Source organism: Parvibaculum sp., from assembly GCF_019635935.1.
Taxonomy (GTDB): Bacteria; Pseudomonadota; Alphaproteobacteria; order Parvibaculales; family Parvibaculaceae; genus Parvibaculum.
This window is the reverse complement of the sequence record NZ_JAHBYN010000001.1, coordinates 2,242,466-2,255,884: the sequence shown is the minus strand read 5'-3', so window position 1 is coordinate 2,255,884 and position 13,419 is coordinate 2,242,466. Positions and strand designations below refer to the sequence as shown.

The window sequence follows — 13,419 nt, the reverse complement described above, 5'->3', positions numbered from 1 at the left end:
ATGGGCCGCGCCCCCGCCCCAAACGGGCTCCGCCCGTTCGACCCTCCCCCAGGGGAGGGTGGAAGCGAGAGGGTGGGAAGGAAGAGCGGCGGCGATCGCGAATAAAGGTCCGTGGGCGGAGGAACGGGAGGGGTATGTCGGACGAGATCATCATTATCGGCGCGGGCCAGGCGGCGGCGCAGGCGGTGCAGAGTTTGCGCGCCGAGGGCTTTGAAGGCCCGATCCGGCTTTTCGGCGACGAGGCTTACGCGCCCTATCAGCGGCCGCCCTTAAGCAAGAAGTTCCTCGCCGGCGAGATCGGCTATGACCGGGTGGAGCTGAAGGCGCCGGATTTTTATGCGGCGTCCGGCGTCGCGACACATTTCTCGACCCGCGTCACCGAAATCGACCGGCGCAACAAGCGCGTGCTGACCGGCGACGGGCAGGAATTCGCTTACGGCAAGCTGTTGCTGGCGACCGGCAGCCGGGTGCGCGAGATCAACGTGCCGGGCTTCGACCTCGAAGGCGTGCATTATTTGCGCAATATCGACGACGTCAAATCGATCCAGGCGCATTTCCGCGAAGGCGCCCGCATGGTCGTGGTCGGCGGCGGCTATATCGGCCTTGAAGTGGCGGCGGTGGCGGCGAAGCGCGGCATCGCGGTGACGGTGCTTGAGACGGCCGACCGCGTGATGGCGCGCGTCGTGGACCCCATCGTCTCGCATTTCTACGAGCGTGTGCACCGGGAAGAAGGCGTCAGGATCGAAACCGGCGTGACGGTTGCAGGCTTCGAGGGCGACGCGAAAGTGGAGGCCGTGGTTTCCGGCGAGGGCGGGCGCTACGATTGCGACCTCGTGGTGGTCGGGATCGGCATTCTTCCGAACACGGAGCTTGCGGCCGAAGCGGGCCTGAAGGTCGAGAACGGCATCGCGGTCGACGAACTCTGCCGCACGTCGGACCCCGACATCTGCGCCGCCGGCGACTGCACCAGCCATCCGAACGGCATTTACGGCCACCGGCTGCGGCTCGAAAGCGTGCATAACGCGATCGAACAGGGAAAGACGGCGGCGGCGACGCTGGCCGGCCACGAAAAGCCCTACAACCAGGTGCCGTGGTTCTGGTCGGACCAGTACGACCTCAAGCTGCAGATCGTGGGCTTGTCCACCGGCTATACGCAGGCTGTGGTGCGCGGCGACCCGGCGGCGGGGCGCAGCTTCGCGGTTTTTTACCTCAAGGACGGGGTGCTGATCGCAGTCGACGCGATCAACCGCGCGCCGGAATTCATGATGGCGAAAATGCTGACGGCGAAACGCGCGAAGCTCGACCCGGCGCGCATCGCCGACGAAAGCATCGGCGTCAAGGAGATTGCCGGCTGAGCCGGGAACGACAACAACAAATAAACGTGGAGGCGCGCGGCGCAATGGCGAAGATCACCTATATCGAACATGACGGCAAGGAACACACGCTCGACGTCGCCGACGGCACGACGCTGATGGAAGCGGCGGTGAAGGCCAGCGTGCCCGGCATCGACGGCGATTGCGGCGGCGCCTGCGCCTGCGCCACCTGCATGGTGTTTGTGCCCGAAGAATGGTGGGACAAGCTGCCGCCCAAGGAAGACATGGAAGAGACGATGCTCGAATTCGCCGAATATGCCGAAACGAATTCGCGGCTGTCGTGCCAGATCGTGGCGGGACCGGCGCTGGACGGGATGAAGGTGCGGATGCCGGAGAGCCAGCATTAGGGGGGTTGGCAGAGGTGCGAACGGCGCGCCGAAGGACACCAACGGATTCAGAACGGCGTCCAAAGGGCGCCGTTTTTGTGTCGAGGGGCGAAATGCTTGCAGAGTCCTGTTTTAAAGTTTCCAGAAAAGAACAAAACAGGTACGATTTCGGTTGACGCAACTCTTCATCTAGGTGACAAAGAGGACATATTGTCCATTTTTGTCCCAGATATTTGGAGGTGCCCTTGGAAGACCAAGCTTTTCGTTCCCTGCGCGAACAAAACGGTCTCTCCATAGACGAGGCAGCCGAACTTCTGGATGTCAGCACAAAGACCGTCCGCCGGTGGGAAGCAGGCGAGACAGCACCCCGTCGCGCCTTTGTCGAGGTGCTGACCCACAGGCTGGAGTCACGAAAGCCGCATGAACCCGACAACCCCGACTTCACTTTTATCGACCTCTTCGCAGGAATAGGGGGTATGCGGAAGGGTTTTGAAGCTGCCGGTGGAAAATGCGTTTTCACTAGTGAGTGGGATAGCTATGCCCAGCGAACCTACCGGGCAAATTTTCCGGGCGACCACGAGATCGCCGGTGACATTACCGAAGTCGATGCGGCGGACATCCCGAAGCATGACGTATTGCTGGCAGGCTTCCCCTGCCAACCCTTCTCCATTGCAGGAGTATCAAAGCTCAACTCGCTCGGGCGCGAGCATGGCTTCATGAACAAAACGCAGGGAACGTTGTTTTTCGATGTGTTGCGCATTCTGAAGCATCATCGTCCGGCGGCATTTCTGCTTGAGAACGTCAAGAATCTAAAAAGCCACAACAAGGGTGATACGTTCAGAACAATCCAAGGGGCCCTTGAAAACGATCTTGGCTACAAGATCAGTTGCCACGTCATTGATGCGAAGGGCTACGTACCACAGCACCGTGAACGCATCTTCATCGCGGGCTTCCGGGAGGATACCGGTTTCGATTTCAGAAGGCTGGAGTTTCACGATCCGACGAAGGGCCCAACGCTCGCCGAAATTCTTCACTCACCAAACGAAACGCCAGAAGATCGATTTACGGTCCAGAAGAAAATTGGCCGACTCGGACTCCGAACATTCGTCAAGCCTCGATACACCCTCTCGGATCACCTTTGGAATTACCTTCAAGGCTATGCTGCGAAGCACAAGGCAGCTGGCAACGGCTTCGGGTTCGGACTTAACAAGCCAGGCAACAAAGCTCGCACCTTGTCCGCACGTTATTACAAAGATGGAAGCGAAATCCTGATAGCGCAGCCTGGGAAAAATCCCCGAAGATTGACGCCGCGCGAATGCGCGAGACTGATGGGATTCGACCCCGACCGCGAAACCCGCATGGACATCCCTGTGTCAGACACCCGTGCCTATAAACAATTCGGCAATGCAGTTGTCGTTCCCGTCGTCGCCGAAATTGCCAGATATATGAAACCTCATATTCAACGCATCATGGACCCTGGTGAACTTTTCGAAAAGTTTCCTTCCGCGCCCAGTGAGAGGGCACAGCAACCGCAGATGGAAGTTGGCTGACGTCGTTTCACCAGCTACCCGAAGCCGGATGATGTCCGGCATCAGGAGCAAGGACACCAAACCGGAGCTTGTCGTCCGGCGCGGGCTGCATGCGCTCGGATATCGCTACCGGCTTCATGTGAAAGACCTGCCCGGCAAACCAGATATTGTTCTCCCCCGCCGACGCGCGGCCATTTTCGTTCACGGATGCTTCTGGCATGGACATAACTGCCACCTTTTCAAATGGCCAAAGACCCGAACCGACTTTTGGCGACAGAAGATAAAGACCAATCGCAAGAATGATGAGAGAGCCATTAGGGCACTTCAGGAACAGGCGTGGCGTGTACTGATCGTCTGGGAATGTTCGCTGAAAGGGCGCACAAGACATAGTTCCGAGAAAACCATATCATTAATCTCAGACTGGCTTCGATCCGATCAAGGCAAAGATGAAATCAGGGGGCGAGATTGACTGATCAACACGAACCCATGCTTGGTCGATCGGGCACCGACGCTGATTTTCTCGCGCGGCTTTTCGAGAGATCGGATCAGATACTGGTCAAGAAGCTTTCCAACAATGACCGGGACTGGGCACGATATCCGAACAAGCACCAAGCGGGTGTCTATGTTCCCCATGAGCAGCGGGACAGTGGTTTCTTCCCTGTCCTGAGGAAGAAGGCGCGAGACGAGCCTGGCGCCAGAGAAATCCGGCAGGCCTACTTCACCACTATCTGGCCGCAGACGGACAGTAAAGAAAAGCGGTCGAGGCTGGTTCACTACACCAGCAAGGGGCAAGAAACCCATGTGACCGGGCTCCCCAAGGAAGTGTTTGCAACGTTGTCACCCGCCTCACTTCTGATCATGGGAAGACTCTCATCAGGCAAAGAGCACATCTATGAATGCTTGACGATAGATTCCGACAGCGAGGAAGCTCTTCTTGTAGGAGAACTGTTCAATCTCTCCGCTGATTTTCTTGTAGATGTTTTCGAACCTTCCGAGAGGAAGGCCGAGGAACGAGACCGAATTCTCGACTTCGCGGAGCAAGTAATTTCTGCTTGGCAAAAAGGGGTACTGGCCGCCTTTGCGCAAGACAATGCTGCCATGCCATCGACCGCAGAACTCGCCGCAAAAGCCCGGCAAGCGTTTCTCAACAAGTACGGTCTCTCCAGAACCAATCCGTTTGAACTCGACAGACCGGGCGACGCGTTGCGGGAAATCAGCCGCATTATCGAGTTGGATCTGTTCCGGGACTATCAGCGCAAGGAGCGTGCTGTCGAACTGGTTCGGCTGGTTTTGGGCGACACTCGACGCACGATCACTGCGGCCGACGTCATTCGGAAACTCATCGACGAGTTACCTGCCATCGATGCGTTGATGCTTTCCGCAAGCCAGCAACGCAAGTCACGCGCGGGCTATTCCTACGAACATCATATAGAAGCAATGCTTCTCGACGGCGATATTCCATTCGAAAAACAGGTAGTTATCGACGCCCGGAAACGACCGGATTTCATTCTCCCGTCACTTTCTTTCATCGACAGCGGCACAAGAAAAGCGAAAACAGGATTGATCCTGAGTGCAAAAACGACACTGCGAGAAAGATGGAAGCAAGTCGAGAGGGAGAAGGGGAAACGGCGGTTGTTCCTGACAACCGTGGACGAGAATATAGCAAGTAGCTCCATTGAGGACATGGCATCTTTCGGAGTTCACCTCGTGATCCCGGAAAGTCTCCGACTGTCAAAAGAGACTGAGTACAAGAATCACGAGAACGTGGTCAGCTTCAAGGAATTCTGCACCACCGTCGTTCGACCGAACCTCGGAGTTTGGGCGGCGGAGGTCTAGAACTTCGCGAGCAGTGTCTCTAATCCATCGTCCCTCCAACCTCGCAAGGCTTTCGGCGGTGTCGACGGCGGATTGGTCCGAAGGGCGGGCGGGAAGAAAGAAAGACACCGGCTTCCGCCGGTGCAGGCGTGGATGGCCCGAATAAATCGGGCCATGCCGTTTTGGGGTGAGCGCGGCGGCGGTCAACCGGCCGGGGGCACGACCAGGATGTCGCATTCGATGTTGCGCAGGACGGCGTCGGCGGCGCTGCCGAGGAGGACGCGTTCCAGCGCGTTGAGGCCGCGCGAGCCGATGATGACGAGATCGGCGGACGCGGCGCCGACCTGGGCGGCGATGGCGGCGCAGGGATCGGCGTCGACAACGGCGACGGCGTCGGGCTCCTTGCCGAGAAGGGAGGCCGGCATGTCGCCCGCGATGCGGCCCGACAGTTTCGAGACGTCGGTCGAGACCTGCTCGGCGATGGCGCGCGCCTCGAGCCCGACATATTGCATCTGTGTGCCGACAATGTCGCGGTAGCCATGAACCAGCGCGATGCGCGGGCCGTCGAGCAGGCCGAGGGCGCGGGCGGTTTTGACCGCGTGGCGCGAGGCTTGCGAAAAATCGACGCCGATGACGGCGCTCTTGTGGGCGCCGGCGGCGGGCGCGGGCACCATCAGCACCGGGCGGGCGGCGATGCGGATGACGCGCTCGGCGGTGGTGCCGGTGAAAATGTCGCGCAGGATGCGGCGGCGATGGGCGCCCAGCACGATCAGGTCGACATTGCGGCCGTTGGCGACATCGGCGATGGCGGCGAAGGGATCGCCGCGGACAATTTGCGCCTCGGCGGCGGCGCGGACGGCGCCGGGCAGGCTTTCGAGCGCCGATTGCAGACGCTCCTCGGCAAGATTGGTCAAGGCGGCGACCTCGGCCGGCGGCTGATCGTCGTCGACGACGTGAAGCAGCGTCAGCGCGGCGCCGAAGCGCCCGGCCAGTTCGACGGCGCGGGTCAGCGCAATGTCCGACCGGCTTGAAAAATCGGTGGCGAAAAGCAGCTTGCGGATCATCCTCGTCTCCGGCGGCGGCGGCGGCGGCCTGTTTGCCGCCCATCGATGACATGCCTGTGTATAGTCAATGTCGCCCATTGCGGTTTCGAGCGCAACGGGGGCGGGCGCGGGACGCCGGCCGAAAATGTGAACGGACAGAAGACGCACAGGCCGGCATGTCATCCGAGCTGAAGAATCTGATGCAGGGGCTTTCGGACGCGCTGCGCGACCTGATGCCGATTGTCGGCATCGTGGTGCTGTTCCAGTTCGCGATCATCGGCCAGCCGATGCCCGATATCGGCGCCAAGCTGGCCGGGCTTGCGGCCATTGCGCTGGGGCTGACGCTGCTCTTGCGCGGGATCGGGCTGGTGCTTCTGCCGCTGGGCGAGAAAATGGCCTTCAGCCTGGCGGCGCGGGGCAATCTGGCGCTGCTGCTGATCTTCGCCTTTGCGCTGGGCTTCGGCAGCACGGCGGCCGAACCGGCGCTGTTCACCATTGCCGCGCAGGCCGCGCAGGTGGCGGGCGCCGAGGGACTCATCGCCGACGAGGCGGTCTTCGCCGCCACGCTGCGCTATCTGGTGGCGGGCGGCGTCGGCGCCGGGATTGCGCTCGGGGCCTTGCGTATCGCAATGGGCTGGCCGGCGATGCCTTTCATCCTGGGCGGCTACGGGCTGGCGGCGGTGCTGGCGCTTCTCGCCGACACGCCGCTTTCGGCGCTGGCTTTCGATGCCGGCACGGCGGCGACATCGGTGCTCAACATTCCGCTGATCCTGGCGCTGGGGATCGGCCTTGCGGCGGCCATTCGCGGGCGCTCGCCGCTGGCCGACGGGTTCGGCCTGGTGGCGATGGCCAGCCTGATGCCGATGCTGGTCATTCTGGCCGGCGAGTTGGTGCTGTGATGGAAGATGTCGCGATGCGGCTGATGGCGGCGGCGGTCGATGTGGCGATCGACCTTGCCGCGATCGCCGCCGTGATGGGGTTGTTTTTCGGACTGGTGCTGCGCCGCGCGCCGATGGGCGCCGGGCCGCTGCTGCTCGGCGGTTTCTATCTGCTGGCGGGGCTGGTGCTGCTGCGCACCGGGCTCGAAATCGCGCTGGTGCCGCTCGGCTTCGAGATGGCGGTGGCGCTGACGGGCACCGGCGGCGATGGATCGGGCGTGGCGCTTGTGCGGCTGCTGCTGTTCGTCGGGCTGATCGGCTTTGCGACGGCGCTGATCGAACCGGCGCTGACGGCGATGGCCGAGCGGACCGAAGCGGTTTCGGGCGGCGCCATCCGCGCCCGGCCCTTCCGCGCCGTGGTGGCGGCCGGCGTCGGCGCGGGACTGGCGCTCGGCGCGGCGCGCATTCATGCCGGGATTGCGTTCGAGGAATTTCTGGCGGTCATGGTGGCGGCGATCGCGGCGCTTTCATGGGGGGCGCCGAAAACGATCCGGCCGATCGCTTATGACAGCGGCGCGGTGGCGACGTCGCTGGCCGTGGTGCCGCTGGTGGCGGCACTGGGGATCGGCATTGCCGGGGCGCTGCCCGGGCGCTCGCCGCTGGCCGACGGATTCGGGATGGTGACGGGAGCGCTGCTGCTGCCCGTGATCGCGGTGCTTCTTTATGCGCGGCTGCAATTGTGGCGCGCCGCGCACGCGCAAGGAGGAGGAAAGGCCGATGCAGTTCAAGTTGATACTGGCGCTGGTGACCGATGACCGGTCGGCGCGCATCGTCGAGGCCGCTCGCGGCGCGGGCGCAACCGGCGTCACCATCATCACCGGCGCGCGCGGCGAAGGGCTGACGCCGCACAAGACGTTCTTCGGACTCGACCTGCTGGGGCCCTGCGATGTGGTGGCGATCGTCGCCGAGCAGCATCTGGCGCCGGCGATCCTCAACGCCATTGCGGCGGCCGGCGAACTCGACACGGTGCCCGGCGCGGGCATCGCCATCCAATTGCCGATCGAGGCGACGGCGGGGCTGGCAACGCAGATCAAGGCGCTGCAGGCGATGGTGCGCGAGACGGAGTGAGCGAACGGGCCGCTCAGGCGTCGAGCGCGATCAGGCTTTCGGCGGTGTCGACGGCGGATTGTTCCCAGGGGCGGGGGTTCCAGCCGAGGAGGCGGGTCGCCTTTTCGCCGGTCGCGTGTTTTTCCTTGCCGAGTTCGGGGAGCACAAGTTTCAGCTCGGGCATGCGCATGGCGGCGATGAAGACCAGCCAGTTGGGCAATTGCCGCGTCGGCACTTTGGCCGCCGCCTTGCCCATGCGCGCCTTCAGCGCGCGGGCGATGTCGCGCATCCAGACATAATCGCCGGAGATGGCGAGGAAGCGCTCGCCCTTCGCGGCCGGATCGGTCATCGCGCGCAGGTGCAGATCGGCGACGTCGCGCACATCGACAAGGCCGAAGGAGAGCTTCGGCATGCCAGGCACGGAACCGTCGATCAGGCCTTTCACGATCTGGATCGAGGTCGAAAAGTCCGGCCCGAGGACGGGCCCGAGCACGCCGACCGGATTGACCGTTGCGAGTTCGAGGCCGTTGCCCTCGCGGGCGATGAAATCCCAGGCGGCGCGTTCGGCGATGGTTTTCGATTTGGTGTAGGGGGTGAGGTCGCCGCCGCCTTCGAGGTTCGTCCAGTCGGTTTCGTCGAAGGGCTTCTTGCGGGCGGGGTGGCCGTAGCCGATGGCGGCGAAGGACGACGTCATCACGACGCGCTTGACGCCGGCGTCGCGCGCGGCGCGGAGCACACGCAGCGCGCCGTCGCGGGCCGGCACGATCAACTCGTTCTCGTCTTTCGGTACGCCTGAGGGAAAGGGCGAGGCGACATGAAGCGCGTAGTCGGCGCCCTGCGCGGCCTCGGCCCAGCCCTTGTCGGATGTGAGGTCGGCGGCGAAGAAGGAAAGACGCGGGCCGGGTTCGGCACCGCCCGCTTTCAGCATGGCGCGGACATCCGCCTCGCGGGCGAGGTTGCGCACCGTGGTGCGGACCTCGTGACCGGCCGCCAGCAGTTGCAGGATGCAATGAGCGGCGATGAAGCCGGAGCCGCCGGTGACGAGGACTGTTGGCATGGGGCGTTCCTCCGTTGGCGGATCACTTTTCCGCGCCGCCTATGGACCCCGGCTTTCGCCGGGGTGACACGGGTTTGCCGGTGCCGGTCAGTCCGCCGCTTGCGCGAACTGGCCGGAGGCGGGGGAGAGTTTGTGGTTCTTCAGCGGCAGCTGGCGGATGCGCTGGCCGGTGAGCGAGAAGACCGCGTTGGCGACGGCGGCCGAGATGGGCGGCGTGCCGGGCTCGCCGAGGCCGCCGATGGCGGCGCCGCTTTCGATGAAGTGGACGTCGATGGCGGGCGTGTCGGCGAGCTTCAGCATTTCGTAGTCGGTGAAGTTCGTCTGCGCGACGGCGCCGCCTTCGATGCTGATCTCGCCGAAGAGCGCGGCGGTGAGGCCGTAGATGATGGCGCTCTCGACCTGCTGGGCGGCGGTGTCCGGATGGATCACCTCGCCGCAATCGACGGCGGCGGTGACGCGGTGGACCTTGACCGCGCCGGGCTCGACGATCGAGATTTCGGCAACCTCGGCGACGATCGAACCGAAGCTTTGCTGGATCGCAATACCGCGCGAGCGCCCGGCGGGGAGCGGGCGGCCCCAGCCGGCTTTTTCAGCCGCAAGTTCCAGCACCGCCAGATGACGGGGCTGGTCCTTCAGCATGGCGCGGCGATATTCGAACGGGTCCTGCCCCGCTTCATGCGCCAGTTCGTCGACGAAGCTTTCGTTGAAGAAGGTGTGCTGCGTGTGCGCGACGGAGCGCCAGGGACCGCGCGGCACCGGATTGTCGATCTCGACAAAGCGGATCGACTGGTTGGGCACATTATAAGGAATGTGCGGGGCCTCGCCGGGCTCGTCCTTGTGGACGTAGCGGTTTTCCCAAGCCGTTGGGAAGCCGCTCTCGTCGAGCGCGGCGCGCAGGCGCGAGGATGAGGCGATGCGGTAGGCGTCGTGCTGGATGTCGTCTTCGCGGGTGTAGATCAGCTTCACCGGCGCGTCGACTTCCTTGGCGATCATCGCCGCGAAATCGATCTCGCTCGGGAAATCGAAGAAGCCGGCGCGGATCGGGATGCGGCGGCCGAAACCGCCACCGAGCAGCATCGGATGCATGGTGACGTTGTCGAAGTCGAGGCCGGCGACTTCGGCGATGCGGGCGCGGGCGCCGAGCGGGTCCTGCACGCCGAGCCAGACATCGGCCTTGCCGTCGCGGATCCAGACGGTGCAGTTCATCGGCTCCATGCAGGCATGCGCCAGATAAGGCACGCGGTAGGACGCCTCGACGGTGCGCGCGGCGGTTTGGAAGGCGCGGGGTGCGTTGCCGGTTTCGAAGTCCTTGTCGCTCTTGCCGGCGTCAAGCGCCGCGTCGTGCGCGGCGAAGATGGTTTCCGACGAGATCGCCTCATTGCCCTTGGTGTCGAAAGTCACGTCGAGAGCAAGCGCGGCTTCCTTGGCACGCCAGTAATTGTCGGCGATGACGGCGACGCCGCCGGGAAATTCGACAACTTTTTTGACGCCGCGGCGGGCGAGGATTTCCGACGCGTCATATGAAGCGACGCTGCTGCCGAAGACCGGGCCGAGATGGACCGCCGCATAGAGCAGACCTTCGGGGCGCGCATCGACGCCATACATGGCCGTGCCGTCGACCTTGGACGGGATGTCGAAGCGGGGACGCGCCGTGCCGACGATGGTGTAGTCCTTTTTCGCTTTCAGCTTCGGCCGCGCCGAGGGCGAATAATCCGCCGCATCGGCCGCAAGCTCGCCATAGGTGGCGGACTGGCCGGCCGGGCCCTTGACCATGCTCATCGCGGCCGTGCATTCCGACGGCGAACAATTCCAGCGCGCGGCGGCGGCCTTGACCAGCATGTCTTTCGCGGCGGCACCGGTGACGCGCATGCCGTGATGGCCGGTGTAGCGCACCGCCATCGAACCGCCGGTGATCTGCAGGTTCATGAATTGCGCGACTTTGGTCCAGGTCGCGGCGGTGACGCCTTTCAGCATCGGCGGCACGGCATCGCCGGCGAGGAAGCGGTTGCCCAGCGCCTCGTTGGCGAAGGCCTTTTCGGCGGGGGCCTGTTCGGCGCGGACCAGCGACCAGTCGGCCTCGAGCTCTTCGGCCGCCATCATCGCAAGCGCGGTGATCGGGCCCTGGCCCATGTCGGCATGCGGCACATAGACCGTGACGATGTTGTCGGGGGAAATTTTCAGCCAGGCGGTGAGAAAGCGTTCGCCGCCTTCCGCCGCCAGTTTGTCGGCGAGGCCGCGGCGCGAGGGACCGGAAACGGCGACGCCGAGCAGCAGACCGCCGCCGGCGAGACCGCCCGCGACCAGCAATTGACGGCGTGTGGGCTTTTTGAGTTCGATGGCCATGATGCTGTTCTCCCTCAGGCGGCGGTGACGGAACGGATGGCGGCGCGGACGCGCGGATAAGTGCCGCAGCGGCAGACATTGGTGATCGCCGCGTCGATGTCTTCATCCGTGGGCTGAGGATTTTCGGCGATCAGCGCCGATACGGCCATCAACATGCCGGACTGGCAATAGCCGCATTGCGGCACCTGCGCCTCGATCCAGGCCTGCTGGAGCGCGCTCAGCATGCCCTCGGCCGCGCCCGAGACGGCGGCAAGGCCTTCGATGGTGGTGATTTCCGCGCCGTCGACCGCCTCGACCGGGGTGACGCAGCTTCGCATCGCAACCCCGTCGACATGGACCGTGCAGGCGCCGCAGGCGGCGACGCCGCAGCCGAACTTGGTGCCGGTCATGCCCAATTCGTCGCGAAGGGCCCAGAGGAGCGGCATTTCGGGCTCGATGTCGAGTGCATGAGCCTTGCCGTTGACGCGCAGCGTGATGGACATGGGGGTTCCTCCAGCGGATTCGGGGGCGGTTTCCGGGCCTGACTGACCGTTTTTACCATTTCGGTCAGTCGGTATCCAGCGCCGATTTCAGGGTCACGGTTTTGTGAAGGCGGCGGTGGGCAGGTCCGGCGGGGCGATCTATCTTTTGGGCACCGTTGTTTCGACATTTCCGGAGGTTTCCATGTCCGTTCGTCCGCTCGCCGCCGCCATGCTTCTGGCCCTGATGCTTCCCGTGAGCGCCGCATGGGCCGCACCGGAGGCCCGGGCCGTGTTCCAAACCAATGAGGGCGCGGATGCCGGCGAGGCCGTACTTCGCGAGGGACCGACAGGCGTGCTGCTGCGGATCGAGGTGGAGGGGCTGGCGCCCGGCTGGCACGGGGTTCACTTCCACGCCACCGGCGACTGCTCGGACGAAAAGTTCATGGCGTCCGGCGGACATATCAATCATGCGCATGAAGCCGACAAGGCGCCGCACGGGCTTCTCAACCCGGATGGCCCCGACTTCGGCGACCTGCCGAACCTTTATGTGGCGGCGGACGGCGCCGGAAAGGCCGAGATGTTTTCAGGCCTGGTCAGCTTCGACGGCGCGGGCGATCGCGCCGCGCTGTTCGATGCCGATGGCAGCGCCATCGTGATCCATGAAAGCGCCGACGACCATGCGAGCCAGCCGATCGGCGGCGCGGGCGCGCGCATCGCCTGCGCGGTGCTGGAACGCACCGAATAGGCCATATATTTTTCGGTTGATTGTTGATGATATTTTGATTATATCTTGCTGCGAGACAGTCGCAGGGAGAGAGATCATGGACGATCGTCAGCAAGAGGAGAGCGCGGCGACGCGCTACCGGGTCGGCGTCGGCGAGGAATTTCCGATGGCCGAACGGCTGAGGCACGAATTCGAGCGCGGCTGCGAATATGGCCATGCGCGCTGGCGCGAGGAGAGCGGACATTGGCGCCGGCGCTTCGGCGGCGGGTCTGCGCTGTGGGGACTGGCCGCGCTTGTTGCCGTGGTCGCGGCCCTGTCGGTGGCGATCAGCTATCCGCTGGCGACGCTCGGTGTGCTGGCGGCGCTGCTGCTGCTTTCGCGCGGACGGCGTGGCCGGTATCCGGGCCGGCGGCGCTATCGCAGGGAATTCGACGCATGAGCGCGGAGATGGACGAGGATCGCAAGCCGCGGCGCGGAAGGCGGCATGGACGTCACGGGCGGCATGGCGAGGCGGAACGCGAGACGACGCGGGTGCAGCTCGAAATGCCGCCACAGGCGATGGAGCGATTGCAGCAATTGAAGGACAAGACCGAGGCCGCGTCTTACGCCGAGGTGATCCGCAACGCGCTCCGGCTTTACGAAGCGCTGATCGGCGAGGCCGAACGCGGCGCCGAATTCCAGGTGAAGGAACCGGACGGAACGAGCGTGCCTTACCGGATATTTTTGTAACGCCGCTCCTTGGATGTCATCCCGGCGAAAGCCG

General features: G+C 63.9%; 15 protein-coding genes. 11 read left to right on the top strand and 4 right to left on the bottom strand.

Annotated elements, in window-relative coordinates; genetic code table 11:
* Positions 1–134 precede the first annotated feature (134 nt).
* The 5 genes from KF719_RS11200 (at position 135) to KF719_RS11180 (ending at position 5,064) form a co-directional block, all read left to right on the top strand.
* Positions 135–1,355 carry an FAD-dependent oxidoreductase gene (locus tag KF719_RS11200; protein ID WP_293508798.1) on the top strand — a complete coding sequence of 407 codons (1,221 nt, stop codon included), beginning with the start codon at positions 135–137 and terminating at the stop codon, positions 1,353–1,355.
* Between the two features lie 44 nt (positions 1,356–1,399).
* Entirely contained in the window at positions 1,400–1,720 is a 321-nt protein-coding gene (locus KF719_RS11195; protein WP_293508797.1) for a 2Fe-2S iron-sulfur cluster-binding protein, read from the top strand.
* 224 nt (positions 1,721–1,944) lie between these two features.
* Positions 1,945–3,249 (top strand): DNA (cytosine-5-)-methyltransferase, encoded by a 1,305-nt coding sequence (gene dcm / locus KF719_RS11190; protein ID WP_293508796.1) that lies wholly within the window; start codon positions 1,945–1,947, stop codon positions 3,247–3,249.
* Between the two features lie 28 nt (positions 3,250–3,277).
* Positions 3,278–3,697 carry a very short patch repair endonuclease gene (locus KF719_RS11185; RefSeq protein WP_363318026.1) on the top strand — a complete coding sequence of 140 codons (420 nt, stop codon included), beginning with the start codon at positions 3,278–3,280 and terminating at the stop codon, positions 3,695–3,697.
* Positions 3,694–5,064, top strand: a complete 1,371-nt coding sequence (locus KF719_RS11180) for a type II restriction endonuclease (protein ID WP_293508794.1) — start codon at positions 3,694–3,696, stop codon at positions 5,062–5,064. The genes KF719_RS11185 and KF719_RS11180 overlap by 4 nt, the downstream gene beginning before the upstream one ends.
* Before the next feature lie 182 nt (positions 5,065–5,246).
* Here the strand turns inward: KF719_RS11180 and KF719_RS11175 are convergent, their stop codons facing one another.
* On the bottom strand, positions 5,247–6,107 hold the full coding sequence (locus KF719_RS11175; protein ID WP_293508793.1) for a universal stress protein: 861 nt from the start codon (positions 6,105–6,107) through the stop codon (positions 5,247–5,249).
* 155 nt (positions 6,108–6,262) lie between these two features.
* On the opposite strand from KF719_RS11175, the gene KF719_RS11170 reads away from it, so the two are divergent.
* The 3 genes from KF719_RS11170 to KF719_RS11160 are packed head-to-tail and all read left to right on the top strand — an operon-like array spanning position 6,263 to position 8,092.
* Entirely contained in the window at positions 6,263–6,985 is a 723-nt protein-coding gene (locus KF719_RS11170; RefSeq protein WP_293508792.1) for a DUF1538 domain-containing protein, read from the top strand.
* Positions 6,985–7,779: a DUF1538 family protein gene (locus tag KF719_RS11165; RefSeq protein WP_293510640.1), complete on the top strand. Its 795-nt coding sequence runs from the start codon at positions 6,985–6,987 to the stop codon at positions 7,777–7,779. The genes KF719_RS11170 and KF719_RS11165 overlap by 1 nt, the downstream gene beginning before the upstream one ends.
* Entirely contained in the window at positions 7,742–8,092 is a 351-nt protein-coding gene (locus tag KF719_RS11160) for a P-II family nitrogen regulator (protein ID WP_293508791.1), read from the top strand. The genes KF719_RS11165 and KF719_RS11160 overlap by 38 nt, the downstream gene beginning before the upstream one ends.
* A gap of 13 nt (positions 8,093–8,105) precedes the next feature.
* Here KF719_RS11160 and KF719_RS11155 read toward each other — a convergent pair whose 3' ends face one another.
* The 3 genes from KF719_RS11155 to KF719_RS11145 form a co-directional block, all read right to left on the bottom strand.
* Positions 8,106–9,128 (bottom strand): aldehyde reductase, encoded by a 1,023-nt coding sequence (locus KF719_RS11155; RefSeq protein ID WP_293508790.1) that lies wholly within the window; start codon positions 9,126–9,128, stop codon positions 8,106–8,108.
* Positions 9,129–9,215: 87 nt separating this feature from the next.
* Entirely contained in the window at positions 9,216–11,471 is a 2,256-nt protein-coding gene (locus KF719_RS11150) for a molybdopterin cofactor-binding domain-containing protein (RefSeq protein WP_293508789.1), read from the bottom strand.
* 14 nt (positions 11,472–11,485) lie between these two features.
* Complete coding sequence (locus KF719_RS11145; RefSeq protein ID WP_293508788.1) at positions 11,486–11,953, bottom strand: (2Fe-2S)-binding protein; 468 nt, start codon at positions 11,951–11,953, stop codon at positions 11,486–11,488.
* A gap of 181 nt (positions 11,954–12,134) precedes the next feature.
* Between KF719_RS11145 and KF719_RS11140 the strand changes: the two genes are divergently transcribed.
* From KF719_RS11140 to KF719_RS11130, 3 genes are all read left to right on the top strand, one after another.
* Positions 12,135–12,677, top strand: coding sequence for a superoxide dismutase family protein (locus KF719_RS11140; RefSeq protein ID WP_293508787.1), 543 nt, complete (start codon positions 12,135–12,137; stop codon positions 12,675–12,677).
* A 76-nt stretch (positions 12,678–12,753) separates the two neighbouring features.
* On the top strand, positions 12,754–13,095 hold the full coding sequence (locus tag KF719_RS11135; protein ID WP_293508786.1) for a hypothetical protein: 342 nt from the start codon (positions 12,754–12,756) through the stop codon (positions 13,093–13,095).
* Positions 13,092–13,385: a ribbon-helix-helix protein, CopG family gene (locus KF719_RS11130; protein ID WP_293508785.1), complete on the top strand. Its 294-nt coding sequence runs from the start codon at positions 13,092–13,094 to the stop codon at positions 13,383–13,385. The genes KF719_RS11135 and KF719_RS11130 overlap by 4 nt, the downstream gene beginning before the upstream one ends.
* Positions 13,386–13,419: the final 34 nt, after the last annotated feature.

Excerpts from the sequence above, each read along its gene's own strand:
- KF719_RS11165 (WP_293510640.1), top strand. The coding sequence starts at position 6,985 with ATGGAAGATGTCGCGATGCGGCTGATGGCGGCGGCGGTCGATGTGGCG.
- KF719_RS11200 (WP_293508798.1), top strand. The coding sequence starts at position 135 with ATGTCGGACGAGATCATCATTATCGGCGCGGGCCAGGCGGCGGCGCAG.
- KF719_RS11145 (WP_293508788.1), bottom strand. The coding sequence starts at position 11,953 with ATGTCCATCACGCTGCGCGTCAACGGCAAGGCTCATGCACTCGACATC.
- KF719_RS11155 (WP_293508790.1), bottom strand. The coding sequence starts at position 9,128 with ATGCCAACAGTCCTCGTCACCGGCGGCTCCGGCTTCATCGCCGCTCAT.
- KF719_RS11140 (WP_293508787.1), top strand. The coding sequence starts at position 12,135 with ATGTCCGTTCGTCCGCTCGCCGCCGCCATGCTTCTGGCCCTGATGCTT.
- KF719_RS11150 (WP_293508789.1), bottom strand. The coding sequence starts at position 11,471 with ATGGCCATCGAACTCAAAAAGCCCACACGCCGTCAATTGCTGGTCGCG.
- KF719_RS11160 (WP_293508791.1), top strand. The coding sequence starts at position 7,742 with ATGCAGTTCAAGTTGATACTGGCGCTGGTGACCGATGACCGGTCGGCG.
- KF719_RS11130 (WP_293508785.1), top strand. The coding sequence starts at position 13,092 with ATGAGCGCGGAGATGGACGAGGATCGCAAGCCGCGGCGCGGAAGGCGG.
- KF719_RS11195 (WP_293508797.1), top strand. The coding sequence starts at position 1,400 with ATGGCGAAGATCACCTATATCGAACATGACGGCAAGGAACACACGCTC.
- KF719_RS11175 (WP_293508793.1), bottom strand. The coding sequence starts at position 6,107 with ATGATCCGCAAGCTGCTTTTCGCCACCGATTTTTCAAGCCGGTCGGAC.
- KF719_RS11185 (WP_363318026.1), top strand. The coding sequence starts at position 3,278 with ATGATGTCCGGCATCAGGAGCAAGGACACCAAACCGGAGCTTGTCGTC.
- KF719_RS11135 (WP_293508786.1), top strand. The coding sequence starts at position 12,754 with ATGGACGATCGTCAGCAAGAGGAGAGCGCGGCGACGCGCTACCGGGTC.
- KF719_RS11170 (WP_293508792.1), top strand. The coding sequence starts at position 6,263 with ATGTCATCCGAGCTGAAGAATCTGATGCAGGGGCTTTCGGACGCGCTG.